Origin of the sequence: Rhizobium sp. SG570, from assembly GCF_012275345.1 — a bacterium.
GTDB lineage: Bacteria > Pseudomonadota > Alphaproteobacteria > Rhizobiales > Rhizobiaceae > Rhizobium > Rhizobium lusitanum.
In genome coordinates this window covers 376,922-402,961 of record NZ_JAAZQI010000005.1, presented here as the reverse complement: position 1 = coordinate 402,961, position 26,040 = coordinate 376,922, and the positions used below count along the sequence as shown (strand labels likewise).

Annotated in this window: 25 protein-coding genes, 1 tRNA gene and 1 pseudogene; 6 read left to right on the top strand and 21 right to left on the bottom strand. The window is 60.7% G+C overall.

From position 1 onward, the window contains the following. Positions 1–91: 91 nt before the first annotated feature. From FHT28_RS13760 to FHT28_RS13750, 3 genes are all read right to left on the bottom strand, one after another. Positions 92–895, bottom strand: coding sequence for an exodeoxyribonuclease III (locus FHT28_RS13760; protein ID WP_037196897.1), 804 nt, complete (start codon positions 893–895; stop codon positions 92–94). A 196-nt stretch (positions 896–1,091) separates the two neighbouring features. Then, positions 1,092–1,742 carry an outer membrane lipoprotein carrier protein LolA gene (locus tag FHT28_RS13755; RefSeq protein ID WP_037196898.1) on the bottom strand — a complete coding sequence of 217 codons (651 nt, stop codon included), beginning with the start codon at positions 1,740–1,742 and terminating at the stop codon, positions 1,092–1,094. A 136-nt stretch (positions 1,743–1,878) separates the two neighbouring features. Further along, entirely contained in the window at positions 1,879–4,551 is a 2,673-nt protein-coding gene (locus tag FHT28_RS13750) for a DNA translocase FtsK (protein WP_168596518.1), read from the bottom strand. Between the two features lie 97 nt (positions 4,552–4,648). Here FHT28_RS13750 and FHT28_RS13745 point away from each other — a divergent pair, with 97 nt between their 5' ends. Further along, positions 4,649–4,825, top strand: a complete 177-nt coding sequence (locus FHT28_RS13745) for a hypothetical protein (RefSeq protein WP_168596517.1) — start codon at positions 4,649–4,651, stop codon at positions 4,823–4,825. On the opposite strand, the gene FHT28_RS13740 is transcribed toward FHT28_RS13745, so the two are convergent. From FHT28_RS13740 to tesB, 3 genes are all read right to left on the bottom strand, one after another. Beyond that, the gene (locus tag FHT28_RS13740; RefSeq protein ID WP_037196900.1) at positions 4,826–6,184 is read right to left on the bottom strand and encodes an ammonium transporter; all 1,359 of its coding nucleotides are present in this window, start codon (positions 6,182–6,184) and stop codon (positions 4,826–4,828) included. A gap of 28 nt (positions 6,185–6,212) precedes the next feature. Next, entirely contained in the window at positions 6,213–6,563 is a 351-nt protein-coding gene (locus tag FHT28_RS13735; RefSeq protein ID WP_034509110.1) for a P-II family nitrogen regulator, read from the bottom strand. A gap of 214 nt (positions 6,564–6,777) precedes the next feature. Continuing rightward, on the bottom strand, positions 6,778–7,662 hold the full coding sequence (tesB, locus tag FHT28_RS13730) for an acyl-CoA thioesterase II (protein WP_092573162.1): 885 nt from the start codon (positions 7,660–7,662) through the stop codon (positions 6,778–6,780). Between the two features lie 83 nt (positions 7,663–7,745). On the opposite strand from tesB, the gene FHT28_RS13725 reads away from it, so the two are divergent. Further along, entirely contained in the window at positions 7,746–8,960 is a 1,215-nt protein-coding gene (locus FHT28_RS13725) for a ubiquinone biosynthesis hydroxylase (protein ID WP_168596516.1), read from the top strand. A 161-nt stretch (positions 8,961–9,121) separates the two neighbouring features. Continuing rightward, positions 9,122–9,595 carry a VOC family protein gene (locus tag FHT28_RS13720; protein ID WP_037196903.1) on the top strand — a complete coding sequence of 158 codons (474 nt, stop codon included), beginning with the start codon at positions 9,122–9,124 and terminating at the stop codon, positions 9,593–9,595. 18 nt (positions 9,596–9,613) lie between these two features. On the opposite strand, the gene FHT28_RS13715 is transcribed toward FHT28_RS13720, so the two are convergent. From FHT28_RS13715 to FHT28_RS13700, 4 genes are all read right to left on the bottom strand, one after another. Then, complete coding sequence (locus tag FHT28_RS13715; RefSeq protein ID WP_037196904.1) at positions 9,614–9,802, bottom strand: Trm112 family protein; 189 nt, start codon at positions 9,800–9,802, stop codon at positions 9,614–9,616. A 10-nt stretch (positions 9,803–9,812) separates the two neighbouring features. Next, positions 9,813–10,481, bottom strand: coding sequence for an LON peptidase substrate-binding domain-containing protein (locus FHT28_RS13710; RefSeq protein ID WP_173412076.1), 669 nt, complete (start codon positions 10,479–10,481; stop codon positions 9,813–9,815). A gap of 222 nt (positions 10,482–10,703) precedes the next feature. Continuing rightward, entirely contained in the window at positions 10,704–11,678 is a 975-nt protein-coding gene (gene trxA, locus FHT28_RS13705) for a thioredoxin (RefSeq protein WP_037196907.1), read from the bottom strand. Positions 11,679–11,835: 157 nt separating this feature from the next. Next, a complete protein-coding gene (locus FHT28_RS13700; RefSeq protein WP_168596515.1) occupies positions 11,836–12,345 on the bottom strand; it encodes a prolyl-tRNA synthetase associated domain-containing protein in 510 nt (169 codons plus the stop codon). 244 nt (positions 12,346–12,589) lie between these two features. Between FHT28_RS13700 and FHT28_RS13695 the strand changes: the two genes are divergently transcribed. Beyond that, positions 12,590–12,664 (top strand) — tRNA-Gly (locus FHT28_RS13695). A 307-nt stretch (positions 12,665–12,971) separates the two neighbouring features. Here FHT28_RS13695 and ugpC read toward each other — a convergent pair. From ugpC to FHT28_RS13665, 6 genes are all read right to left on the bottom strand, one after another. Further along, positions 12,972–14,036 carry a sn-glycerol-3-phosphate ABC transporter ATP-binding protein UgpC gene (ugpC, locus tag FHT28_RS13690; RefSeq protein WP_168596514.1) on the bottom strand — a complete coding sequence of 355 codons (1,065 nt, stop codon included), beginning with the start codon at positions 14,034–14,036 and terminating at the stop codon, positions 12,972–12,974. Between the two features lie 29 nt (positions 14,037–14,065). Continuing rightward, positions 14,066–14,920, bottom strand: coding sequence for a sugar phosphate isomerase/epimerase (locus FHT28_RS13685; RefSeq protein WP_168596513.1), 855 nt, complete (start codon positions 14,918–14,920; stop codon positions 14,066–14,068). Between the two features lie 30 nt (positions 14,921–14,950). Next, positions 14,951–16,189, bottom strand: coding sequence for an ROK family transcriptional regulator (locus tag FHT28_RS13680; RefSeq protein WP_047553748.1), 1,239 nt, complete (start codon positions 16,187–16,189; stop codon positions 14,951–14,953). Positions 16,190–16,337: 148 nt separating this feature from the next. Continuing rightward, complete coding sequence (locus tag FHT28_RS13675) at positions 16,338–17,180, bottom strand: carbohydrate ABC transporter permease (protein ID WP_047553751.1); 843 nt, start codon at positions 17,178–17,180, stop codon at positions 16,338–16,340. Continuing rightward, positions 17,177–18,106, bottom strand: coding sequence for a sugar ABC transporter permease (locus tag FHT28_RS13670; protein ID WP_047637751.1), 930 nt, complete (start codon positions 18,104–18,106; stop codon positions 17,177–17,179). Before FHT28_RS13670 ends, FHT28_RS13675 begins: the two co-directional genes overlap by 4 nt. Positions 18,107–18,264: 158 nt before the next feature. Further along, positions 18,265–19,563 carry an extracellular solute-binding protein gene (locus FHT28_RS13665; protein WP_047553757.1) on the bottom strand — a complete coding sequence of 433 codons (1,299 nt, stop codon included), beginning with the start codon at positions 19,561–19,563 and terminating at the stop codon, positions 18,265–18,267. Positions 19,564–19,846: 283 nt separating this feature from the next. On the opposite strand from FHT28_RS13665, the gene FHT28_RS13660 reads away from it, so the two are divergent. Beyond that, entirely contained in the window at positions 19,847–20,893 is a 1,047-nt protein-coding gene (locus FHT28_RS13660) for a Gfo/Idh/MocA family oxidoreductase (protein WP_168596512.1), read from the top strand. Between the two features lie 87 nt (positions 20,894–20,980). Here FHT28_RS13660 and FHT28_RS13655 read toward each other — a convergent pair whose 3' ends face one another. Together FHT28_RS13655 and FHT28_RS13650 are read right to left on the bottom strand one after the other, a co-directional pair. Beyond that, positions 20,981–22,123, bottom strand: coding sequence for an ROK family transcriptional regulator (locus tag FHT28_RS13655; RefSeq protein ID WP_168596511.1), 1,143 nt, complete (start codon positions 22,121–22,123; stop codon positions 20,981–20,983). Between the two features lie 198 nt (positions 22,124–22,321). Then, positions 22,322–22,474: pseudogene (locus FHT28_RS13650) on the bottom strand (cupin domain-containing protein); the annotation flags it as partial. 164 nt (positions 22,475–22,638) lie between these two features. On the opposite strand from FHT28_RS13650, the gene FHT28_RS13645 reads away from it, so the two are divergent. Beyond that, on the top strand, positions 22,639–23,532 hold the full coding sequence (locus FHT28_RS13645; RefSeq protein ID WP_037196112.1) for a LysR family transcriptional regulator: 894 nt from the start codon (positions 22,639–22,641) through the stop codon (positions 23,530–23,532). Positions 23,533–23,604: 72 nt separating this feature from the next. Here the strand turns inward: FHT28_RS13645 and FHT28_RS13640 are convergent, their stop codons facing one another. From FHT28_RS13640 to FHT28_RS13630, 3 genes are all read right to left on the bottom strand, one after another. Next, a complete protein-coding gene (locus FHT28_RS13640) occupies positions 23,605–24,390 on the bottom strand; it encodes a carboxymuconolactone decarboxylase family protein (RefSeq protein ID WP_168596510.1) in 786 nt (261 codons plus the stop codon). A gap of 190 nt (positions 24,391–24,580) precedes the next feature. Further along, positions 24,581–25,564, bottom strand: a complete 984-nt coding sequence (locus FHT28_RS13635) for an aldo/keto reductase (protein ID WP_168596509.1) — start codon at positions 25,562–25,564, stop codon at positions 24,581–24,583. A gap of 14 nt (positions 25,565–25,578) precedes the next feature. Then, on the bottom strand, positions 25,579–25,950 hold the full coding sequence (locus FHT28_RS13630; RefSeq protein ID WP_168596508.1) for a DUF2255 family protein: 372 nt from the start codon (positions 25,948–25,950) through the stop codon (positions 25,579–25,581). Positions 25,951–26,040: the final 90 nt, after the last annotated feature.

Below are 26,040 nucleotides of genomic sequence, written 5' to 3'. Positions count from 1 at the left end.
CAAATCAAAGCGAGCCATCACTGCCTCCAAATCAACGGAAGCAGTGAATCACAATCCATTAAAAACAAAAACTATTTTATGGGTATGTGACCTAGAGATTGAAATGCGCTGTTACCGGCACATGGTCGGATGGGCGATCCCAGCCGCGCGCCGCCTTCAGGATCTCGATGCGCTGCAGGTGCGGGCCAAGATCGGATGACGACCAGATATGGTCGAGGCGGCGGCCGCGATCGGCAGCCTCCCAATCCTTGGCGCGGTAGCTCCACCATGTATAGAGCTTCTCATTGGCGGGCACCTGCTGGCGCATCAGGTCGAGCCAGGCGCCCCGCTTCATCACCTCGATCAGCCCATCGGTCTCGACCGGCGTGTGGCTGACGATCTTGAGCAGCTGCTTGTGCGACCAGACGTCATGCTCCAACGGCGCGATGTTGAGGTCGCCAACCAGGATCGCCGAGGTGTTGGGCTCGGCGTTTGCATGCAGCCGCTTCATTTCCTCGATGAAATCGAGCTTGTGGCCGAACTTCGGATTGATGGCGCGATCGGGCTCGTCGCCGCCGGCCGGAACATAGAAATTATGTAGCCGGATGCGCCGGCCGCCACGCTCGAAGATCGCCGAGATATGTCTGCTATCGCCGACGTTGCAATAATCTTGCCGATGATCCTCGGTCAGCGGAAAACGCGAGGCGATCGCCACCCCATGATAACCCTTCTGGCCATGGATAATGATGTGTTCGTAGCCGAGCGCCCTCAGCGGCGCATGCGGGAAAAGCTCGTTCGGAACCTTGGTCTCCTGAAGGCAGAGAATATCAGGCCGGGCCTGCATCACGAACTGCTCGACGATGGGCATGCGCAGCCGCACCGAATTGATATTCCAGGTCGCAATCGAAAATCCCATGCCCAAGCCTTTCCCTGAGAGCAATTCCAGGAAAAGTGCGCAGCGGTTTTCCGTCCGGAATTGTGTCAAAACAGACAGCTAGAGCGGTTCAGCGATTCCGTGAAACGCTCTAGTCAGGGTAAGGCTTTAGACCGGCTGCGACGGAAAGGAAAGCGCCATTCGGCGCTTCTCCCGTTGCCAGAAATGGAGACGACGATCAGCGCGTATAATCGATGCGGAAAACGCTGTCATCGAAGGCGACATTGGTCTTCACGTTGTTGATGATGACATCGGTCGTCTTGCCTTGCGGGTCGATGACGGTCCACTGGCGCAGGTCGTAGCTCTTCGAATCGAAGATCATCGCGATTGTGGAATCGCCGAAGACGGTGCGGTTGCCGAGCGTGATCTTGGTCAGGTCCGGCTGGGAATCGACATTGCGCACCATGTCGGCGGAAAGGTCGATCTTATTGGCGAGCAACAGGCTCAGCGGCGTTTTCGACAGCTGGTACATGTTCTTCGTATTCGTCTGGTCGTTGATGACCTGGACGTTGTTGCCATCGCAGATGACGCGCATGCGTGACGGCGGATCGTAGTTGAAGCGCATCTTGCCGGGCCGCTGGATGAAAAAGGAGCCGCTCATCTGGTCGCCGCGCGGCCCGATCTGCAGGAAGCCGCCCTTCATCGTCTTGATGGACGAAAAGTGATCGGCGATGGCCTGGGCAATGTTGGGATTGAGGGCGGCAGCCTGCGCCTGCGCAAGAGCCGAAACCGGTAGAGCGCCTGCCGCACCGACCGCGACCACGGCGCCGAGGAAATGCCGGCGGGTCGGTGAAAATCGGTTCATGGGCTGCGCATCAATCTTTTTCATCGAATTCTCCTTCATGCTTTGTCCATGGCGCGCAAAATCGGCGTCTTCATGGCGCGGCGGCCCGGGTTCGGCTGCGGGCCGCGATCAAATTTCCCTGAACATAGGCGGGATATGTGACACGGAAAGGCGGATCGCCTCAGCGATCCAGAATGTCCGCCTTGGTGGGAACGAGGATTTCGCGCTTGCCGGCATGGTTGGCCGGGCCGATCACGCCTTCTTCCTCCATACGTTCGATCAGCGAGGCGGCGCGGTTGTAGCCGATGCCGAGGCGGCGCTGGATATAGGAAGTCGAGGCCTTGCCGTCGCTAAGAACGATAGCGACGGCCTGATCGTAGGGATCGTCCGAATCGGCGAGATTGGAGGTCCCCGCAGGGCCATGGCCCTCATCGTCCTCATCATCATCGGCGGTGATGGCATCGAGATATTGCGGCGAACCCTGCGTCTTCAGATAGGCGACGATGTCCTCGACCTCGCCGTCGGCGACAAACGGGCCATGGACACGCTGGATGCGCCCGCCACCGGCCATATAGAGCATGTCGCCCATGCCGAGCAGCTGTTCGGCACCCTGTTCGCCGAGAATGGTGCGGCTGTCGATCTTCGACGTCACCTGGAAAGAGATACGCGTCGGGAAGTTCGCCTTGATCGTGCCGGTGATGACGTCGACGGACGGACGCTGCGTCGCCATGATGACATGGATGCCGGCCGCGCGCGCCATCTGCGCCAGGCGCTGCACCGCGCCTTCGATATCCTTGCCGGCGACCATCATCAGGTCGGCCATCTCGTCGATGATGACGACGATGTAAGGCATCGGCTTCAGATCGAACTCTTCCGTCTCGTAGATCGCCTCGCCGGTCTGGCGGTCAAAACCGGTCTGGACAGTGCGGCTGATGGCCTCGCCCTTGGCGACGGCCTGCTCGACACGCATGTTGAACCCGTCGATGTTGCGCACGCCGATCTTCGACATCTTCTTGTAGCGCTCCTCCATCTCGCGGACGGTCCATTTGAGCGCGACGACGGCCTTCTTCGGGTCGGTGACCACAGGCGAGAGCAGATGCGGAATGCCGTCATAGACAGACAGTTCCAGCATCTTCGGGTCGATCATGATCAGACGGCACTGCTCCGGCGTCATGCGATAGAGCAGCGACAGGATCATCGTATTGATGGCGACCGACTTGCCGGAACCGGTGGTGCCGGCGACGAGCAGATGCGGCATCTTGGCGAGATCGGCGATGACGGGTTCGCCACCGATCGTCTTGCCGAGCGCCATGGCAAGCTTGGCCTTGGAGGTCTCGAAATCGCGGCTGGCGACAAGTTCACGCAGATAGACGGTCTCGCGCGTGGAATTCGGCAGTTCGATGCCGATGGCGTTGCGGCCGGGAACCACGGCGACGCGGGCGGCGATCGCGCTCATCGAGCGGGCAATATCGTCGGCCAGGCCGATGACACGCGAGGACTTGATGCCAGGAGCAGGCTCCAGTTCATAGAGTGTCACCACCGGGCCGGGTCGGACATGGATGATCTCGCCCTTGACGCCGAAATCCTCCAGCACGCCTTCGAGCATGCGGGCATTCTGCTCCAGCGCATCGGCGGAAAGCGTCGTATCCCGGGTGACGGTCTTCGGCTCGGCGAGCAAATGCACAGCTGGCAGCTGGAAGCCATAGGGCCGTATGAACGAGGTCTGTGCCTCACGCTCCGCACGCACGCCGGGCTTCGGACGCGCGGCCGGCGGGATGATGCGCTGGCCGGCTGCCGCCTTCGGCGAAGCGGGACGCAACGGCCACTCATCCTCGTCCTCATCATCGGGCAGGATATCGGCCGGGCGCCGCGGATCGCGCTCATAGGACGAATCCTCGTCCTCATCGTCGTCATCGCTGAGGCTGATGGAGGGCGCGGAAACGACACGGCGCGCGGCCGAGCCTCCGAGCGAAGGCTCGACGCGATCGCCCCGGGCCATCGGCGTCTTGGCGCGCACGGGCTCGTTCAGCGTGCCGAATTCGTCATCATTGAAATCATAAGGCGCATCGAAGGCGTGGTCGCGGCGCTTGCGCGGACCCATGCCGAACAGGCGGCGGAGACGAGCATGCGCATTATACCATGCATGCATGACCGCCCCGAAGGCCATAAAGTTGCCCAAAAAGCCGGTGCGATCATCGTCCTCGTCTTCATCGCCTACCCGACGAGCGCGGCTGTGTGTGTTCTCATAATCGTCTTCGTCCTCGTCGTCCTCCGCCAGGCTTTCACCGATCACGCCCGCGCCAAAAAGCATGAGCCAGATCGCGGGAACAGCCAGAACCGAACCGATCACGATGGCGACGACGCCGCTCGGATAGGTGCCGATGAAAAGGGCGGGAAAGCGCAGGAGAATATCGCCGACGACCCCGCCGATGCCGTTCGGGATCGGCCAGGTCGGCGGCGCGGGAAAGCAGGCGATGGAGCCGGCCGCGACGACGCAGCCGCCGAGCCACGCGCCAAGGCGCGACGGCACGCGATTGAGCTTGCGGTTGGAAATGAAAGCAAAGGCCCAGGCGGCGACAGGCAGCAGCGCGACGACGGAGGCAAGCCCGAGCGCCTGCATCATGATATCGGCAAAGGCGGCACCGGGAAAACCGAGCAGGTTGGTCGGCGCATTGCCGGTGGCGTAGGAATAGCTAGGATCCATGACGTTCCAGGTCGCCAGCGCCGCGACGGCCAGCGCCAGCAGGAACAGCAGCCCAAAGCCCGCCAGACCCTTGATCTGACGCCACACCACAGCCGAAAGCGAAAAACGGTCGGGGCGACCGCTCAACGCCGCCGAATTGCTTCTGCCCATGATATCCAGTCCCGTTCCTTGTCGAAAGCGCAAGCGAATCGGTCTATGCCCACTCGCCGGCAGGTTAGCCCTACCTAATCAGAGGAGGGTTAATGGCATGTTAACCATGCGCCCAAGCCTGGCGAATCAACTGCTTTTGCAGCCGGATATTACCGCACAAACAAAAAGGGCCCGAACCAAGGTTCGGGCCAAGAGCGGCCTATTTGCGATGAAATACGCCGCGACGGGATGTTTAGCGATGCCGGAGGCCATGCTCCGGCATCGCAAGCTCTGATCAGGAATTGTGGTAGGCAGCTTCGCCGTGGGAAGCGAGGTCGAGACCTTCGCGCTCGGCTTCCGGGGTGACACGCAGACCGATGATGATGTCGACGACCTTGTAGAGGATCGCCGAACCGACGCCGCACCAAACGATCGTGGTGACGACTGCGGTCAGCTGAACCATGACCTGGCTGCCCATGGTGACGCCATCGGCATAGCCGACGCCGCCGAGCGATGCGCTGGCGAAGATGCCGGTTGCAATGGCGCCGAAGATGCCGCCGACGCAATGGACGCCAAAGACGTCAGCCGTATCGTCGTAGCCGAACTTGTTCTTCACGACGGACACGAAGAAGTAGCACAGCGGGGAGACGATCAGGCCCATGACGATCGCGCCCATCGGGCCGGCGATGCCGGCTGCAGGCGTGATGGCGACGAGGCCGGCAACCATGCCCGAAGCGCCGCCGAGCATGGAGGCCTTGCCGCGGGTGAAGGTTTCAACCAGCGACCAGGAGATGATGGCGGCTGCAGTTGCGATGAAGGTGTTGACGGTTGCGAGCATCGCGCCGCCGGAAGCCTCGAGGTTGGAGCCGGCATTGAAGCCGAACCAGCCGACCCAGAGCATGGAGGCACCGACCATGGTCAGCGTCATGGAATGCGGAGCCATCATGTCCTTGCCGAAGCCGACGCGCTTGCCGACGAGGAGAGCACCGACGAAGCCAGCGATACCGGCATTGATGTGAACGACGGTGCCGCCTGCGAAGTCGAGAGCGCCCATCTTGAAGAGCATGCCGTTCGAATCCCAGACCATGTGAGCGATCGGGAAGTAGACGAAGGTCGCCCACAGTGCGCAGAAGAGAACCGATGCGCCAAATTTGATGCGCTCCGCATAGGCGCCGATGATCAGGGCCGGCGTGATGGCGGCGAAGGTCATCTGGAACAGCATGAAGATGAATTCAGGAATGACGACGCCCTTGGAGAAGGTCGCAGCCGTGGTCGAGGTCGAGACGCCCGAGAGGAACATCTTGGCCGTGCCGCCCCAATAAGGGCTGGTGCCGCCGCCGAAGGCGAAAGAGTAGCCGTAGAGGACCCAGATGATCATCACGACGGCGCCGATCATCGTGCACTGCATGAGAACGGAGAGCATGTTCTTCGCGCGGACGAGACCGCCGTAGAACAGCGCCAGACCCGGCACGAGCATGAACAGCACGAGAATGGTGGAGATGAACATGAAGGCGGTGTCGCCCTTGTCCGGAACCGGCGCAGCGGCTGCCGCTGCCGGAGCGGCGGTCTGCGCAAAAGCGATCGCCGGCGCGAGCAAGGCCGCAGAAAGCGCACCCACCCGCGCGAAGGTGGAGGAAAGCTTGGTAGATGTCATTGCAAATAACTCCCTGATCAGCCGTGTCTTACAGCGCTTCTGAATCGGTTTCGCCCGTACGGATGCGCACGGCATGGTCAATCGAATAGACAAAGATCTTGCCGTCGCCGATCTGGCCGGTCTTGGCGGCCGACGCGATGGCCTCGACAGCCTTGTCGACGATTTCGGATGCGACCGCGACCTCGATCTTCAGCTTCGGCAGGAAGCTGACGGCATATTCGGTGCCGCGATAGATCTCGGTATGCCCCTTCTGGCGCCCGTAGCCTTTCACTTCGGTCACAGTCAGGCCCTGGATGCCGACAGCCGTGAGGGCCTCACGGACCTCATCGAGCTTGAACGGCTTGATAATGGCCATCACAATTTTCATCTGGTTTCCCATCCTTTGTTTACCCTCGGCATGGAGCCGACTCTCCTTGCCGCCGACGAATGTTTCAGCAGCGACTGTGGGTACACATTCAAGGGGCGTGCCAGATTCGTGACACAATTATAACATATTGAAATCTAACAGATTTATCGAATAAACCCAATAAAGCGGCAGTTCGCGGCGTGGCCTCTGCACAAATAAAGTGCATTTTTATAAATTTGCACCTTATTTAATCATTTGCCTTTTTACGAATCAGCCCCTCTTGCGCGACAGACGCAATCAAGACACCGGATCGCGTAAACAGGCTGCCGCGGGTGAACCCGCGCGCGCCGGAGGCGCTGGGGCTTTCCTGGCTGTAGAGCAGCCAGTCGTCGAGCTTGAACGGGCGGTGAAACCACATGGCATGGTCGAGGCTCGCAACCTGGATGCCCTGATCCAGAACCGATGTGCCATGCGCGTTGAGCGCGACGTCGAGCAAAGTCATATCCGAAAGATAGGCGAGCACGGCGTTCCGATAGAGCCGGTCGTCCGGCACGGGGCCGGTCAGGCGCACCCAGATATTCTGCCGCTGGCTCGGCTGCGAGCGGGAGAAATAGCCCTCGATCGATACCGGCCGGATCTCGACCGCCCGCTTACGCTCCCAATAGCGGCGCACGTTCTCGGGCGCATGGGCGAGATAGCGCTCCTTGACCTGCTCCTCATCCATCAGCTCTTCCGGCATAGGGACTTGCGGCATCTCGCCCTGGTGCTCGAAGCCGGGCTCGTCGAACTGGAAGGAGGCCGTCAACGCAAAGATCGCCTTGCCATGCTGCACGGCCAGCACGCGCCTTGTGTTGAAACTGGAACCGTCGCGCAGCCGATCGACCTGGTAGAGGATCGGAACCGCGGGATCGCCCGGAAGCATGAAATAGGCATGCAGGGAATGCACGAAGCGATCGTCCGCCACCGTCCTCTGCGCCGCCATCAGCGCCTGGCCTATGACCTGCCCTCCGAACACGCGCTGCCAGCCCACCTGCGGGCTGTTGCCGCGAAACAGGTTCATCTCGATCGTTTCCAGATCGAGCGTCGCAAGCACGGCTTCCATGGGGGTCGGCTTCTCGCTCTCTCGCGACATTTTGGTTGAACTCCGATGGTAGGAACCATGAACAGGATGCTCTATATAGAACAGGAAATGACAGTGGGACACAGGGAAGCGCTATGTTGGACATGCTGGTAGTGGGTGGCGGATATGTGGGTCTTGCCGCTGCGGTGGCCGTCAAGCAGGCAGCCCCCCATCTCGACGTCATGATCGTGGAAGCCGCTCCGGAAACCGCGTGGAAGAAGGACATGCGCGCCTCGGCGGTCATCGCTGCCGCCTCGAAGATGCTTGAAGTCCTGGGCGTCTGGGACGAGATCGCGCCGGAAGCAGAACCGATCACCCGCATGATCGTCACCGATTCGCGCACCAGCGATCCCGTGCGTCCCGTCTTCCTCACCTTTGACGGCGAAGTGGCCGAAGGCCAGCCTTTTGCCCACATGGTGCCGAACCTTGCCATGGTCGCCGCGCTGCGCCGCGCGTGCGAACGCCTCGATATCACCATCAGCCACGGCCTCAGCGCCACCGGATTCGTGACCGACGATGCCAAGGTCGCGCTGACCCTTTCGGACGGCAGCGTGCTGGAAACACGCCTGCTGGTCGCCTGCGACGGGGTACGCTCCAAGCTGCGCGACATGGCAGGCATCAAGACCGTCAACTGGGACTACGACCAGTCCGGCATCGTCGTGACCGTCGAGCATGAGCGCCCGCATGGCGGCTGCGCCGAGGAGCATTTCCTACCGTCGGGCCCCTTTGCCATCCTGCCGCTGAAGAACAACCGCTCCTCCCTCGTCTGGACCGAGCGCACCGCCGATGCCAACCGGCTGGTCGCCTCGGACGATCTTGTCTTCGAAGAGGAGCTGGAGCGCCGCTTCGGCCACAAGCTCGGTGCGCTGCACGCCGTCGGCGAGCGTCGTGCCTTTCCGCTCGGCCTGACGCTCGCCCGTGCCTTCGTCGCGCCGCGTTTCGCGCTCGCCGGCGACGCGGCCCATGGCATCCACCCGATCTCCGGCCAGGGCCTCAATCTTGGCTTCAAGGATGTGGCAGCCCTTGCCGAAACCGTCGTCGAAGCCGACCGCCTCGGCCTCGACATCGGCTCGATCAACATCCTCGAGCGCTACCAGACCTGGCGGCGCTTCGACACCTTCCGCATGGGGGTGACCACCGACGCCCTGAACCGGCTGTTTTCCAACGACATCACGCCATTGCGCGTCGCCCGCGATTTCGGGCTTGGGATCGTCGACCGGCTGCCGAGCCTGAAGTCCTTCTTCATGGGCCAGGCCGCCGGCACGGCCGCCAAGGACAATCCACGGCTGCTCGCCGGAGAGGCCATCTGAACGGCCGAAGCCGAAATCCCCATCGGCATGCCTTCCGTCGGCCCGAAGCGGGCACCTCGAGCACTTTAAGGGTGTAAAATCGCTTCCATGGACTGGAGAAAGACAGTTTGCCTCTTATTTAAGCAGGGAATTGGGAACCCGACGAGCGAAAGGACCATGCAATGGCAAAGAACACGATCTGCGTATGGTATGACAAAGACGCCGAGGCCGCTGCCCGCTTCTACGCCGAGACCTTTCCCGACAGCGCAGTCGGTGCCATCATCCGCGCACCCGGAAACTATCCGGACGGTAAGCAGGGAGACGTATTGGTCGTTGAATTCACGGTTGCCGGTATTCCTTGCATCGGCCTCAACGGCGGCACCGCGTTTACACACAGTGAAGCCTTCTCATTTCAGATCGCAACGGACGATCAGGAAGAAACCGACCGCTACTGGAACGCCATTGTCGGCAATGGTGGCCGCGAGAGCAACTGCGGCTGGTGCAAGGACAAATGGGGTGTATCCTGGCAGATCACGCCGCGCGTCCTGACTGAAGCGCTCGCGGCAGGCGGCGATCAGGCAAAGCGTGCCTTCGATGCGATGATGACCATGAACAAGATCGACGTCGGGGTGATCGAAGCAGCTCGGCGCGGCTGAGGCGCCATGGTGCGGACGTTAATCCTCGATGCGTCGCGCTTCCGAAATCAGCATGATCGGAATACCGTCGCGGATCGGGTAGGCGAGGCGCGCCTTTTCGGAGATCAGCTCGTTCTTTTCCCGATCGTAGCTGAGCCGCCCCTTGGTGAGCGGGCAGACGAGCAGTTCAAGCAGTTTCGGATCCACCTTGCTGACCGTGATATCCATCACACCACTCCTATTGCAGCATGGAATCGGTCTCGCCCGAGCCAGCAAGTACGATCTTGACGATCGCGATGAAGGTCTCGGCCCGGGTCTTCAGGTCGGGCGCCTCCAGAAGCGCCTGTTTCTCGGCGGGATCGAAGGGCGCCATCATCGCCAGCGAATTGACCAGCATCATGTTGCTCGCCCGCTCCACGCTTTCCCAATCCGCTTCCAGCTTGTTAGCGTCCAGATAGGCCCGGAAAACCGACAGCAGCTCGGCCCGATCGACGGTATCCTCCTCGTCGCGCGACTTGAGGTCGGAAATGAAGGGCGTGATGTGGAAGCTGCGATAGGGCTGGTGGCCGATGACTTCATCCATCAGCCGGAAGCGGCAGATCCCGGTCAACGACGCGATATAGCGGCCATCGCCGGTTTCCGCGATCGAGGTGATGCGCCCAAGGCAGCCGACATGCGATAGATTGGAAGAGTCCGCCGGCTCGCCCAGCGCCGGCTGCACCATTCCAATCAACCGGTTTCCGGCGATGGCCGAGTCGAACATGGCGAGATAGCGCGGCTCGAAAATATTAAGCGGCAGCTGCGCGCCCGGCAGCAGCAAGGCACCAGACAAAGGAAAGACGACCACAGTTTCAGGCAGATCGCTCGGCTTCAGATATCTGGCATTTCCGACTTGCATGTTTTCCATCCCGCTAGATCACTGCGCCACGCGCCGCAGTGGGCCGCGCAGGAACGACACACAGTCGCGGCCGCGCCCCATCTCACGCCGCGCCAGTGAACAATGTGGCCCTATCTGCCGAAAACACAAGAGTATTTCGAGTCAAAACGGCGATACCTCCCGCTTCCCCTCCACCTACGACCACCGCCTGGCGAACTGTCGTAAGGGAGGTTTGGCGCAAGCATTGCACGCTCAGGAAAACAGGATCGATGAAAGTTTGCGGCGGGCAGCGATCGTTGCCGGATCCTTCGGGCCCCAGACGTCGAAGAACTCCAGCAACTGGCGGCGGGCGCCATCGTCGTCGAAGCTGCGGTCTCGGCGCATGATAAGAAGCAGATGTTCGGCCGCCTCCTCCCGCTTGCCTTCGACGTTACGGATCTTGGCAAGCTTGATGCGCTGCTCGTGATTGTCGGGATTGGTCGCCAGTTCATGCTCGATCGCGACGGGGTCGCCGAGCTTGCGGGCTTCGTCGATCTGGTCGAGCTTCTTCACCACGGCCTGTATGCCGGCATCGTTGGCAAGCGTCTCGGGCAGGTCCGCCAATGCTTCGCGCGCCCGCTGGCTCTGGCCGGCGGCGATCATGCATTCCGCCATGCCGGCGAGTGCCTTGGGGTTTTCCGGATCGGCCTGCAGCACCGCGCCGAACAGTTCGGCCGCCCCATTGACGTCGCCGGCTGCGAGCAGGCCGCCGGCTTCCTCGAGAACGGCCGCGATCTCGGCTGCCTGATCGTCGGCACCGCCCGCGGGACCGCCGAGACGATCGATGAACTGGCGGACCTGGCTTTCGGGAACCGCACCCATGAAGCCATCGGCCGGACGGCCATCGACGAAGGCGATGACTGCCGGGATCGACTGGATGCCGAGCTGACCGGCGACGGACGGATGGTCGTCAATGTTCATCTTGACCAGCTTGACGCGGCCATTAGCCTCGTTGACGACCTTTTCGAGAACCGGCGTCAGCTGCTTGCACGGACCGCACCAGGGCGCCCAGAAATCGACGAGCACGGGCTGATTGCGCGACTCCTCGATGACATCCTTGGCGAAAGTCGCGGTCGTGGTGTCCTTGATCGGCGAAGTCCCGGATGCCGCTGGCGCAGCCCCGTAGGAAGCCGAGGCCGACATCTGTCCGCCGAAGGAAGCGTTGTAGGGATTGTTCGGACCGCTCATGAGTATCTCCCGCCTGCCGGCATCCTGAACTTTGGAAGCACGATCCTCATGCAAGCCGACCAGCTTTGCATGGCATCGCGCTCGATGAAATAGCCTAAGCGATCGGACAATTCGAAGAGAAGTCGGATCGCTCTGATCTTAGCGCTAAAATCGTACGTTAGCCCGTCACTTTCAAGACTAGCGGCACATGACCCGTTGCTTCCATGAAACGCAAGAGATCGGCGCTGGCAATCGACGTCGTCGCATCGTTCGACAAGGGATGGCAATTGACGATGTCATGCGTCATCAGATCGGCATCGAGGACGAAGGTGACATTCTTTTCGGTATCGTTGATCGCGCCGAACGCCGTCACCGAGCCGGGAACAACGCCCAAATATTCCATCAGCTTTTCCGGTTTGCCGAAGGAGACCTTGCTGGCGGCGCCGATCAGCGTATGCACCGTCTTCAGATCGACCGTCGCGTTTTCCTCGACGGTCAACAGGAAGAAATTGTCCTTCTTGTCCTTCACGAACAGGTTCTTCGTATGGCCGCCGGGAATCTCGTCGCGCAGCGACACCGATTCGGCGACGGTGAAGACCGGGGCATGATCCTTGGTGCTGTGGACAATGCCGAGACTATCCAGGAAGAGGAAAAGATCGTCGCGGTCTTTCGGGCTGGTCTCGGTCATGGCGTCTCGCAATGGAAATGGTTCCGCCCCTGATACGTCGCCCACAATTCCATTGCAATCTTCCAGACGACGAAGAGCGGCGTTTCCGGGCTTTCCGGCAGCTACCGAAAAGAACCCGCAATTTTTCTTCGCCAACTCGTCATTTCCTTGTTGCATTTGAAAAACGGTTAGGCCATATAGCGCCCGTCGCCGCAAGACGACGCCCAGCGGTCCAACACACTACCCCGGACCACTGCGGAGATGAGCGGGTGTAGCTCAGGGGTAGAGCACAACCTTGCCAAGGTTGGGGTCGAGGGTTCGAATCCCTTCGCCCGCTCCAGTTTCTCTTTTGTCTATACGAAGACATAGATAACGGTTGTCCCCCCGAGACAGGGGTGACGACCTCGTGCCGAACCGGTTGTCGATGGTTTGCAAAGTCCTCCGTTCCAAATCGATATAGCCCAGATCATTAATGCCTGATCGCAGCCGCGGCTCCAAACCCTGGCGTTCGCGCGTCGAATTGACAATATCCGTAGCCGCCGGCCTTCGAGCGAACGGGCCGGGTCGGCGGGTAACGGAACGATGAACTGCGCGTATAAGCCGGCAGCCGGCCGCGCGCCGTGCCTCGCGCAGCGACATCGAGACGTTCAATAGGATGTCACGGCCTCGCCCGCCCCGAGACGGCTCCCTTCCGTGTCGAAGAGATGGATCGTCGGCCGGTTCGGCGAAACGTGCAGCAGGTCCCCGGGCTTCGCCTTGATCCTTTCCCGGAACACGCAACTGATGGTCTGTTCACCCAGCTTGGCCACGACGAGCGTTTCCGATCCCGTAGGCTCGACCACCACGATCGAGACAGGCACACCCGCCGGATCGAGCCGGATATCCTCGGGGCGAATCCCATACGTCACCGCCTCCGCCATCGTTCGGTCGCTTGGCAAGACCATGCCGTCTGCGGTCCGGAATCCCTCGGGCGTCATGGTTCCGTTGATGAAGTTCATCGCCGGCGAGCCGATGAAACCCGCAACGAAGAGGTTGCCCGGCCGGTCGTAGAGGTCGAGCGGGGATCCGGATTGCTCGACGCGGCCATCCTTCATGACAACGATCTTGTCGGCCATCGTCATCGCCTCGATCTGGTCATGGGTGACATAGATGGTGGTGGTTCTCAGGCGCTGATGAAGCTCCTTGATTTCCGAGCGCATTTGAACCCTCAGCTTGGCATCGAGATTGGACAAGGGCTCGTCGAACAGAAACACGGCGGGATCGCGAACAATGGCGCGCCCCATCGCGACGCGCTGGCGCTGTCCGCCCGAAAGCTGCTTCGGATATCGTTCCAGGAGGCTTTCCAGCCCCAGGATCCGTGCGGCATTGCCCACACGAGCGGCAATATCGGCTCTCGGCATCCGCTTCAGCCGCAGCGAAAATCCCATGTTCTGAGCCACGGTCATATGCGGATAGAGCGCATAGTTCTGGAAGACCATGGCGATGTCCCGGTCCTTCGGCGCCAGTTCGTTGACGACGTGCTTGCCGATATGGATCTCGCCCGACGTGATACCTTCCAGGCCGGCGATCATGCGCAGGAGCGTCGACTTCCCGCAGCCGGACGGTCCGACGAGGACGACGAACTCGCCGTCCTTTATGTCGACGGACACCCCTTTGATCGCCTTGAACGCTCCATAGTCCTTACGCGCGTTGTTGACCAAGACATGTGCCATTGCCATTCATCCTCCCGGGTTGCAGGCGATTAGAGAGCGCCGATCACGCCTCGCAGATAAGCGAGGCCCTGCCGCTCCCCCTCCCTGCGGGCTTCGAGATCCTTGCCCGGCCAGCCATAGGCGGCATCCTCATGTTCGATGGAGAGCGTTCCATCGAAGTTCGCGGCGCGCGCCTGACGCAGGAACCGCGGCCAGTCGAGCACGCCCTTGCCGGGCAGCTTGTATTGCCACCATCCCTTGCCATGGTAACCGACGGCCTGCTGCGCGGCAGCATCGATCGCCGTGTCCTTGGCATGCAGGATGACAACCCGATCCAGGACCTCCTCCAGGGCCTTGTATGGGTCGATCCCGATGCGGATCAGATGCGACGGATCGAATTCGAGGCCGAAGCGGCGATCGGGAATTCTGTCGAAAAGCTCCCTCCAGCCACTTGGCGTCGTGCCGACGAAATTGTCGTGCGGACCCGGCCAGTTCTCAATGGCGAATATGAGCCCGCTCGATCGCGTCGCCGCGATCAGCCCGTTGGCGTGTTCGGCAAAGGCATCATAGTTTTCGGCGTCGCTTGCAGTATTGTCGCGCCCCGGAAAGATCACGAATATCGGAACGCCCGCCTCGCCGATCGCCTGTGCAAACTCCGCAGTCGTGGCATGCAGCTCAGCCCGTTTCGATGGGTCAGGATCGAGCTGGTTGCCGAAATAGGCCACGGATGAGACGAAGAGATTGCGGCTGCGCGCCAGCGCGACGGCCGCGGCAACTTTCTCCGGCGATTGTATATGGCCTCTGACATCGATCTCGATTGCATCGAAGCCCGCGGCCGCCGCGAAGTCGACAACCTCCTCCAAAGGCCGATCATTGAATGTTGATGTGTAAAAGCCGATCTTCATCGAAATCCTCCCTAATGATCTTGAATGGTCCTAGGCGGTCAGACGGTCCATGAACTTGAGCGGCGAACGGGTGCGCTGCGCGGGATTTGCCGAAGCAAGCATCAGCGCTGTGGCCATTGGCATTGCCGCGGCTCCCAATGCCGACGCATCCTCCCCCAGCGAGGCGCGGTGGATCGAGGGCAGATTGGCGTCCGATCGATGCAGATGTTCGTGTACGTAACGCAGCAATTCATCGACCATGCGGATTGGCAGCCTGCCTCCGACCAGGACAGCATCCGGATCGACGATCGCGCCGATATGCTTGACGGCGACGGCAAGATGAACGCTCATCTCCATCAGCCACTGCGAGACCAGCCGCCGCCCGTCGGAATCGAGGGCAACGAGATCCTGTGGCGTGCGGGCCCGCACACCGTGCTTTTCCAGAAAATCGTAGAGAAAAAACAGCGAGAAAATCTGACCCAGAAGCTGCACCCGGGTGGCGCTGCTATGGGTGGAATCGACGATCGGCAACCAGCCGATCTCTCCGCTCAGACCCATCGCGCCGCGGTGGCCGTTGCCGTCCAGAACGAGGCCGCCGCCGGGGCAGGCGTTGATGGCGATGTAGAAGAAACTGCTGCTCTCCGCGCCAAGTCCGTATTCCAACTCGGCGAGCGCTGCGGCATTGGCCTCGTTTTCGATGAAAACCGGATGCGGCGTCAATCCTTCCAGCGCGGCGCGTACGTCGAACGCCGTCCATTCCTCGTATTCCGGCGGCTTTCCAAGCAGCGAGATTTCGCCGAGCCAATCGGGCATGGCCAGACCGATCCCGGCCAAGCGGGCCTCGTCGATCAGCCGGCTCCGCTGGAAATGGGAGATGGCATCGGCCGTGAGCTGCATGAATTCGCCAGGGAGGATGAAACGTTTCTCATAGTGGACGCGCGCCCGAACGTTGCCCACCGCATCGACGGCAAGGATGGTCAGATGATCGCGATCGATGTTGACGCCGATCGCAAAATAAGCGTCGGGATTGATCTCCAGCTCGATGGCCGGCTGGCCCCTGAGGCCGTGCCGCCTGCGCGCCTCGATAATCAGGCCCTCATCCAGCAACCGATCGACGATCCGGGCGATGGCGGGCTTGGTGAAGCCGGTCTGGCGGGCAATTTCGGCGCGCGAAATCGGTGCCTGGCGGTGAATGCAGCGAAGCACGACGGCCCGGTTGTGCTCGCCGGCGTCCCCGACATTTGCGCCGGATAGGTTGAGAAAGATGTGCCCGTCGTCGGTCTGCGTCATGTTTGAATATTCCCTCGTCCGAAATCCTTACTCAATCCGTTAGGGCAGTTCGGCTCGTCACGAAATCTCAAAACTGCTCCTTGTTGTTTCCAATCTCGCACGGAGAACCGCTCAAGCGCTTTTCCTGGAATGCCTTCAGTCAGCATCATCAGCCCTTTACCGCCCCGCTGGTCATCGCCCCAAGGATCAGCCGCTGCAGTGACAGGAAGGCGATGATCGCGGGTACAACGGAGATCAGGCAGGCCGCCGCCAGCAACTGCACGGAGGAATCGGTTTGCATTCCCTTGAAATTGAAGATTCCGACGCCGATCGGCATCAGATTGTTCTGCGTGAGAAGCAGAAACGGCACGAGGAATTGCGACCATCCCGCGATGACGGTGATGATGAAGACCGATGCGATCCCCGGTGCCGACAACGGCAGAATGATGCGCCAGAAAACCGAGAAACTGTTGCAGCCATCGATCATCGCCGCTTCGTCGAGGCTGCGCGGTATCCTGTCCACCGCATTCTTCAACAACCATGTCGCCACCGGCACGCCGAGCGCGACATAGACCATGACAACGGCGAAATGCGTGTCGAGCAGGCCGAGCCGGTTCATATAGCGATAGAGAGGAACCATGATCACAAGCGGCGAGATCATCTGGAACATCAACAGCCCCATCATCGACAGGCCCTTGCCGCGGAACTGGAAGCGGGAAAAGGCATAGGCAGCCGGAAGCGCGACGATCAGAACGCCGAGCCCGCTTAAGGCCGCAAGCTTCAGGCCATTCCAGAGATAAAGTTGGAAATAGCTGTTGTTCAGCACGGTCACGAAATTCTCGAAGGTCGGATTGTTCGGGATGTACCTCGCAACGCCGCGATAGATTTCCCGACGGTCTCGCATCGCCATCGACAGCAGGTAGGAAAGCGGTCCGGCAAAGAAGACGAACATCACCAGCATGAAGAGATAGCTGATGACATCGCCGAGACGGCTGCCCGTTCTGACACTCATTGCTGTTCCTCCTTGGGCAGAAACGATGCGTAGACAAGGGCGAGACCGAGACTGATGAACAGCATCAGCACCGAAAGCACGCTGCCCCCGGACAGATCATAATTCCTGAAGACGATGTTGAAGACGTAGAGCGAGATGACTTCCGTTGCCCGTCCAGGCCCGCCGCCTGTCAGCGTGATGATGGCATCGAAGGTGTTGACCGTCATGATGGTGATGAGGATCATATTGACGAGAATGGCCGAACGCAGCTGCGGCAAGGTCACGAATATGAACCGTTGCCGCCCTGTCGCGCCATCGACTTCCGCAGCCTCGTAGAGCGAGGGATCGATGGCCTTCAACGCCGCATACATGACCACCATGGAGAATGCCGTGCCGCGCCAGATGTTGGACAAGAGCGCCGACCAGGGCGCTATCGCCGGATCGGACAACCAGGCAACGGCGGGCAGATGCATGAGACGCAGGATGCTGTTGAGGGCGCCATAAGGCGCCTCGGAAAACAGCATCTGCCAGATGATGCCGCCGGCAATCCCCGGCACGACCCAGGCGACCAGCGCTGTCGTCCGGAGGATGGCGGTGCCGAACAGGCCGCGGTGTTCGCCGCGAACGACGACCACTGCGACTGCAAGGCCGAGAACCTGCTGCCCTACGACGCTGCCGCCGACAAAGACGAGGGTCGCCCAGAGAATGTCGGGAAGCTGCGGGGAGCTCAGGGTGTTGACGACGGAGTCCAGCGTGTATTGCTGGCTGTCGCCGATAAGGGTGGCATTGGTCAGCGACAGGCGGAAGACGTCGAACACCGGATAGAGATAAAACAGGCCGATGACGATGATTGCCGGCATCATCCACGGCAGCGGCGCACCGGCAAAGCGACGCGCGAACGATCTGCTGGGAGACGGACTTGCTGCCTCAATTGCGATGGGACTCATGAGCTTCTCTATCCGCGTTTTGATGGCGATTGACGACGCCCAAGGAGACATCGCCGCGGCTGGATCGGCTCAAACCATCACCGGGTCGCAGAGCCGATCCCTTCATCAAACAATCCCGGTCGGAAAGCCGCATTGCGCTTTCGTCCGAATTGCTTCGGCTAGAGACGCTTGTAAGCCTCCATTGTCGCCTTGAAGGCACCATCGAGCGCTTCTTCCGGCTGCTTGGTGCCGGAAAGGACATCCCCCATCATGATCTGGATCTGATTGGAGATCTCGGGATAGATCGGCACACCAGGGCGCGCTTGCCCGTCGGCCAATGCCTGCGAGAAGGTCTTGTTCGCATCCGTGGCGAAGACCGGATATTTATCGAATAGCGACTTCCTGGTCGGAAGCTGTTGCTGCAATGCGTTTGCCGGGCCCATATAGACGTCACGAGCAAGATTGGCGCACATCTCTACCTTGTCCTTGTCCTTGCTGAAGGCGGCAATCGTCCAGCCGCCGGTACCGGTAGAGCGGTGATCCGCGGTCGGGCCGGGTATCGGCGAGAACGTCCAGTTGTTGAAATCGGCCTCGTCCAGCGTTGCCTTTAGCTGCGCATATTGCCAGTTGCCGCCGATGAAGAGCGCAGTCGTGCCCGCAGCGGCGGCAGCGTTCAGATCATCATAGTTGGCAATGGTGGTCACCCGTTTCGGCGCAGCACCGGAAGCGACGAGATCCTTGTAGTAATTCAGGGCCTTGAGAAATTTCTGCTTGTTCTCCCCCTCGCCGAACACAGGCTTGCCGCTGTCATCCACCAGCTTGCCGCCAAGGGCCCAGTAGTTCGCAAGCCAATCGAAAGTGGCTCCCTCGTAGCGGCCGCCGTTGAAAAGGACGCCTTCCATTCCCTGCTTGACGGAGGAGAGCGCCGCTGTCTTCAGGCCGTCCCAGGTCTGCGGCGCATCGGGAACGATGGACTTGTTGCGATAGAGCACGCGAAGATCCGTATCCCACCACCAGGCGCGGATCGTTCCGTCCTTGTCGAGGATGCCGGTGCGGATGAAGGGGAAGAGGTCGGCGACTTCATCCTTTGAGAAATACGGCGTGAAATCCGCGAGGACGTGATTGACCATGAACTGCGACAGGACGAAGGAATCGACCGCGGCGCAATCCGGCGCATTCCCGGCCTTGGCCTGCTCGAGCATTTTCGCCTGCTCGGTGCCGATGTCAGTCGACATGAACTGCAGCTGCAGCTTCCAGTCCGGATGCTTCTTGATAAAATCGACGAACAGCTTCCGATAGCCGTCGGCAATCGCCGGATCGGCATTGTTCGGGCTATCGTTCGTCAGACGGACGACGAGCGTCTTGGGCGCATCGGCAAGGCCGATCCGGTCTTTCGTCGCCAATTCCTGTGCGAAGACGGCATGCACTGACAACAACGCTGAACCCAGCGCAAGCGCGCTGACGGTTGCTCTGATCATGATGGGTCTCCTCCCCATTGTGAATGGATGCAGCCTGGTGGTCGGTTGACCTCTCCTCATTTCCATGCTGCATTAAATAGATTAAGTTACTTTGATTTGATGTCAAGGATTTGATGTCGAGCCGGGGGATGGAGGATCGAAGGATGGCGGCTTTCAACACGAGCTGAAGGGACGAATGCCCTTTCCCAGATAGCGAAACACGCAACCCGGATGCTGCGGTTGCGACGGAGGTGCTTTTCCTCCGGCTGCGACGATAGCCGGCTGTTAGATCCAGGAGGACATTATGCATTTGCTCATTCTCGGCACCGGCGGCATGGCCAACCAGCATGCCACAAGATTCAAGGAAATTGACGGTGTCAGCGTCGTGGGAGGTGTCGACATAGACCCCGAACGTCTCGCGGCGTTTTGCTTGCAGCACGGCATTCCCAATCATTTCGGCTCGCTGGAGGAAGCCTTGGCGTGGGGAGAATTCGATGCCGTCGCCAACGTGACGCCGGACCGCATTCACCATCCGACGACCCTGCAGGCGATCGCCGCCGGCAAGCACGTCTTCTGCGAAAAGCCGCTGGCAACGGATGCCGTCAAAGCCATGGAGATGGCCGACGCGATGGAGCGTTCGGGCAAGGTCGGCATGGTCAACTTCACCTACCGTAATTCACCGGCCCTGCAGAAGGGACGCCAGATGGTACTGGCAGGGGAAATCGGCGAAGTCCGGCATGTCGAAGCCTCGCATCTGCAAAGCTGGCTGGTCGGCCGGCACTGGGGCGACTGGAAGACGGAAAGCAAATGGCTGTGGCGATTGAGCAAGAAGCATGGCTCGAACGGTGCGCTCGGCGACATCGGCATCCACATTGTCGATTTCACGTCCTACGGCTCCGGGCTCGACGTGGCGCATGTCTTCGCCCGGCTGAAGACATTCAACAAGGCCCCGGGTAACAAGATCGGTGAATATGATCTCGACGCGAACGACAGCTTCACCATGAACGTCGATTTCAGCAGTGGCGCAATCGGCACGATCCAGGCGACACGGACGGCTGCCGGCCAGATGGACCAGCTACGGCTGCGCGTCTACGGCGAGACCGGCTCGATCGAGATCATATACGATACCGGCAAATCGACGTTGCGCGCCTGCCTTGGAGACGATGTTCACACGGCGACATGGCGCGACGTCGCGTTCGACCCGGTCGAGACCAACTATCAGCGTTTCGTCCAGGCCGTGCGGGCGGGCAAGACCCAGGAGCCGTCCTTCCGGCGCGCAGCCAATATCCAGAAGGTTCTCGACCAAGCGATCGCCTCCGATCTCAGCCATGCGGACAAGGCGCTTGCCTGACATCGCCGACCAAGCTTGTAACCACCGGAGCGTGATGGTCTTTTGTTCGAATGGTCGCCACGCTCCGGTTCTTCAATTTCGCATGCCCTAGCCTGCCGCCGGCGGCGGCAGCAATGTATCGAGGAAGGGCAAAAGGGCGGCGCCCAGTGCAATACCGCCGCCACTGAAACTTGCGGGTTTCATCGGCGAAATCCAGGGGGTCAGAAACGGGCGGACAGTGGTATCCCGGCGTTCGATCGACAGTTGATGAATGAGGGATTCGATGAGGCCGCGCGGCAAATCCCCTCCGATCATGATCGTGCTGGGCGCAATGAAGCCGGCAATGGCGAGGATCGGGTCGAGGAGATGGCCGGCCGCGCTGCGAACCCATTTGTCGAGCGCCGGCGATCTCGGCAGTTCGCGTCCCTCGCGCATGCGTTCGAAGTCCTCTTGGCTCAACACCGCCCTCAAGGCGCCGAAACCGACAGCGCCATTGAGGGGAACGTTGTCGGCGCCGGTGTGCATTTCGCCGATGCTGCCGGCTCTGCCATGAACGCCTGAAAAGGGTATTCCGCGGATGAGGTAGCCAGCCTGGACATCTTCATCGATGATGATCATCGCCAGCGCGTCCAGCGGCACGGCATTGCCCATCGTGCGCTCCGCAAGCAGGGCGGCCGTGCATTCGTTCTCGACGAATATGCGCGGCAGCGTCACCATGGCGGCAAGCCGGTCGGTCTGCTCGTTGGTCCAGCCATTCGCGGCAATGCCGAGCCCGACGATCCGCAGGGATTTGGCTTCGCCTTGCATGAGATCGTCAACGGCGGTCTTTGCGGTATCGACGGCCGCATCCGTCACGCTGAATGTCCGGCGCTCGTGCACCTGGCCGCTAAGATCGATCAGGACGATTTCGCCGTGCGACGGGCGCAGGCGGATGCCTATCGAAAAAGCCCCTTCCGGCCGCAAGGCAAACTCGGAGGACGACGCGCCTCCAACATGATGATTGCGCCTGTTGGAGCTGATCAGGCCATCATCAGCGAGTCGGCGCAATATGTTGGTGATTCCCGGACCGCTCAGTCCGCAATGCTGCCCAAGCTCGAGCCGCGTCAGAGGACCATGACGCCTTATCGCTTCCAGGATGACGCGGATGTTTCGGTCGGCAATTTCGCCGGAACGCAGACCGACCGTCTTACCGCGTTTGATGTCCGTGAGGGGAACCTGTGCCCGCCGCGGCCCTGTCCTCAGATACCGCATAACCGCCTTCCGATAATCCTTTAACGCTTGTGGACCAAGCGGAAATCACTGGCAACTCATTTGTGTCGGAACGGCCTGTCCTATCCAGAGTTTGCATGGGCCAGACCTCAGTAAGACACGGCCCGCAATGCGCGTCACGGCCCGTATCTCACCTATTCGTTCGTCCTATTTGGCGATACGAGTCTAGCCGCGCCGTCAGGCTGTTCTGGCTCCGGGTTCGAATGTCACGGTGCCCGCCGAACCGCGCCGTGCCTCGTTGGCGGCAAACAAGAGATCGACGCGCACGGTGCCGGTGAACCAGCTCGCGGGACACTTGCCGGAGGGGCTGCTACCGTTTCTGGTGATTTCCATGGTTCATTCCTTTCGGCTTCCTATCCTGCGAGAACATAGGTGTGCCCATTCAGCAGGATTAGAGCCAAAATCCCGCAAAGACTTATGGGCTGCAGACATGAATTGCATGCCTCCGCAGCCATAATCTGTGCTAGAATACCTCGCACTTATGCGAGAGGTCCATAATGCTTCGCGAAAACGTTAACGATCTGCTCGCCTTCCTCGTCGTCGCGCGTGAGCGAAGCTTTACGAAAGCGGCAGCAAAGCTCGGCATATCGCAGTCTGGCCTAAGCCACACCATTCGCGGCCTCGAAGAGCGCCTCGGACTTCGGCTGCTGACACGCACGACACGCAGCGTTGCGCCGACGCCCGAAGGCGAGCGTCTGCTGACGACGATCGGTCCGCGTTTCGAAGAGATCGAAGGTGAACTGATCGCGCTGACCGATCTCAGGGAGAAGCCGGCCGGCACCATTCGCATCACTGCCGAAGATTTCGCGATCGACCATGTCCTGTGGCCGAAGCTTCGCAAGGTCCTGCACAATTATCCGGATATCAAGGTCGAGTTCGTCATCGACTATGGCCTGACCGACATCGTCGCGGAACGTTTCGACGCAGGTGTACGCCTTGGCGAGATCGTGTCGCAGGCCATGATCGCCGTCCGTATCAGCCCGGAACAGCGCATGATCGTCATCGGCTCCCCGGACTACCTCGAGCGAAATCCGGCCCCAGTGACGCCACAGGAGCTGCCTAGGCATAATTGCATCAATCTCAGGCTGCCGACTCGTGGCGGTCTCTACGCCTGGGAGTTCGAGAAGGACGGCGAGGAGCTGCGGGTGCGGGTCGACGGCCAGCTGACCTGCAACGGCATCACGCAGATCCTGACGATGGCGGTTGACGGCTATGGGCTGGGATTCGTTCCGGAGGGTCTGGCAAAGCCGGAAATCGACGCCGGACGCGTGGTTCAGGTTCTGGGCGATTGGTGCCCGTACTATCCGGGCTATCACCTCTATTACCCCAGCCGACGGCAGTCGTCAGCGGCATTTAATGTCGTCGTGGATGCGCTGCGGGACCGGGGGTAGCAACCCGGCTTCCTGTCTCGATCGCGCCCGCCCCAACTTGATGGAAACAGGCGCCGCGAGCCTATTGTGCCCTCAGCTTTCCCGCTTTTCGAACACGTCCCTGGCGATAGGAACGGCCGAAAAGACGTTCGGCCAACCGGCGTAGAAGGCCAGATGCGTCAGCAGCTCGGACGCCTGTTCCCTTGTCAGCCCGGCATCCATGGCCCGGTTGAGATGGTAGGTAATCTGCGCCACCTGGCCGCAGGAGATCAGCGACGTGACGGTGATGAGGCTGCGGTCGCGGGGAGCGAGGCCAGGCCGCAGCCAGACATCCTTGAACAACAGAGTGTTTGTATATTGAACGACGCCTTGCGAGACCGGCCCGACGTTCTGCTCCACGCTCGCAGCGCGTTGAGCATCCGCCACCTCGTTCAGCGGCAGAGGGGTTGGCGACACTTCGGGTAGCTGCTCCGCGCCGATGCCGCGGGCGGCAAAGACGTCCTTGGCGACGGCGACAGCCGTGATGGCATTGGCCCAGCCGGAATAGAAGGCGAGGTGTGTGATGATCTCCGAGAGTTCCGCGGACGTCACGCCATTGTCGAGCGCCAGATTGAAGTGGTAGGGCATCTCGATCGGCTGATTTCGGGCAATCAGCGCCGCCACCGTCACGACGCTGCGATCACGAGGCGAGAGACCCGGACGCTTCCAGAGGTCGCCGAGCAGTGCGTCTTGCGTGTATTTTGCAAGCGCAGGCGAGACGGCCTGGACATCACCCATCGTGATGGGTGCGGAGGCGAGCCCTTTCCTGTCGTCCTCGGCCAAGGCTGGCGTTGATGCGGCCAGCGTCATTGACAGGGCAGTCGCGGTAAGCTTGTTCATATCCTTATCCTTTTCGACAGCGAGACTGGGCCGAAACGTTCGGCACCCATGCTGACAGATGGGTGCCGACATCTCAGGGATTAGATGTCCGTTGCTGATAGGGCTTATGGGCCTGGCACATGAGCGGCCCCGGCATCGCAGAGGACACGATGCTCTCGCAACCGACGACGTTGATCATGAGGGCAGCGCGTCAAATCCCGACACGCTTCATATGTTCCTCCGGATACCGCGCACCTTGGATCTCGATGTTCGCGGCTTCGATCTCGTTCAAGTCTTCCATCGTCAGATGCACGTCGATTGCGCCGACGTTTTCCTCGAATCTCTCGAGCTTTCTCGTCCCGAAGAGCGGCACGATCCAGGGCTTCCGCGCAAGCAGCCAGGCAAGCGCCACCTGGGCCGGCGTGGCGCCATGGCGACCACCGATGCGCCCGATAAGATCGATAAGCTTCCGATTCGCCTCCCTTGCTTCGGGGGCGAAGCGAGGAATGCTGTTACGCATGTCCGACTTGTCGAAGGAGGTATCGACATCGATCTTGCCGGTGAGGAATCCCTTACCCAACGGGCTGAAGGGGACGAGGCCGATGCCCAACTCTTCAAGCGCTGGAAGTATCTCGGCCTCCGGCTCGCGGGTCCAAAGCGAATATTCGCTCTGCAGGGCCGCGACGGGCTGGACGGCGTGGGCACGGCGTATGGAATTCGCCCCAGCCTCGGATAGACCGAACCAACGGACCTTACCCTGCGCGATGAGATCCTTCACGACACCAGCCACATCCTCCATCGGTACGTCGGGGTCGACCCGATGCTGATAGAGGAGGTCGATATGGTCCGTTCGCAGCCGCCGGAGACTGCCTTCGATCGCCCTTCGTATGTGATCCGGCCTGCTGTTGACATTGCCGCTATTGACGCCCGTATCCGGATCGACGTCCCAACCGAACTTCGTGGCGATCTTGACCCGATCGCGAAGAGGCTCGAGAGCCTCGCCGACCATCTCCTCATTCGTAAACGGACCGTAGACTTCGGCGGTGTCGAAGAAGTCCATGCCCCTTTCGACGGCCGTCCGCAGGAGCTTGATCATGCCGTCTCGGTCAAGCAGTTCTCGAGCCGATCCATATCCCATGGCGCCCAGGGAAAGTGCCGAGACTTCGAGGCCCTGGCCCAGCGTGCGTTTTTGCATGTCGGTATTCTCCTTTAATCGCGCGGCGTGATCTTGACGGTCGCTGCGCGCGCACGCTCCCCGATCATGGGAGCCAGATAAGTGCTCTTCGAATATTTGGTGCGATAGGCATCGTCGATCTTGTCGTTGATCTCGCCCTTTGCGGCCTCGAACAGAACCTCGATCACCATGCCGGCCGCAGTGATCCGGCCTGCCTTCTGGTGGATTGCTGCCTGATACCACCGAGATCTCGCGCCGCTATATCCGCGAACATAGAGGCCGTCCTCAACAGCGACCGACCAGATCCATGTTGGCGTGCCATAGGTCGCGCCGTCATCTCTGAACGGCGATATATGCAGATCGTCCGTTTCGGCGATTTGCTTGAGCCTTTCCTTCTCCCATGCCATACGGCATTTCTCCTGGCCTGCCGGCCTGCAATTTTGTCCGGTGACAGACATCATCTAGAGAATTGCCGTCTGCCGACTATTGGCCTATTT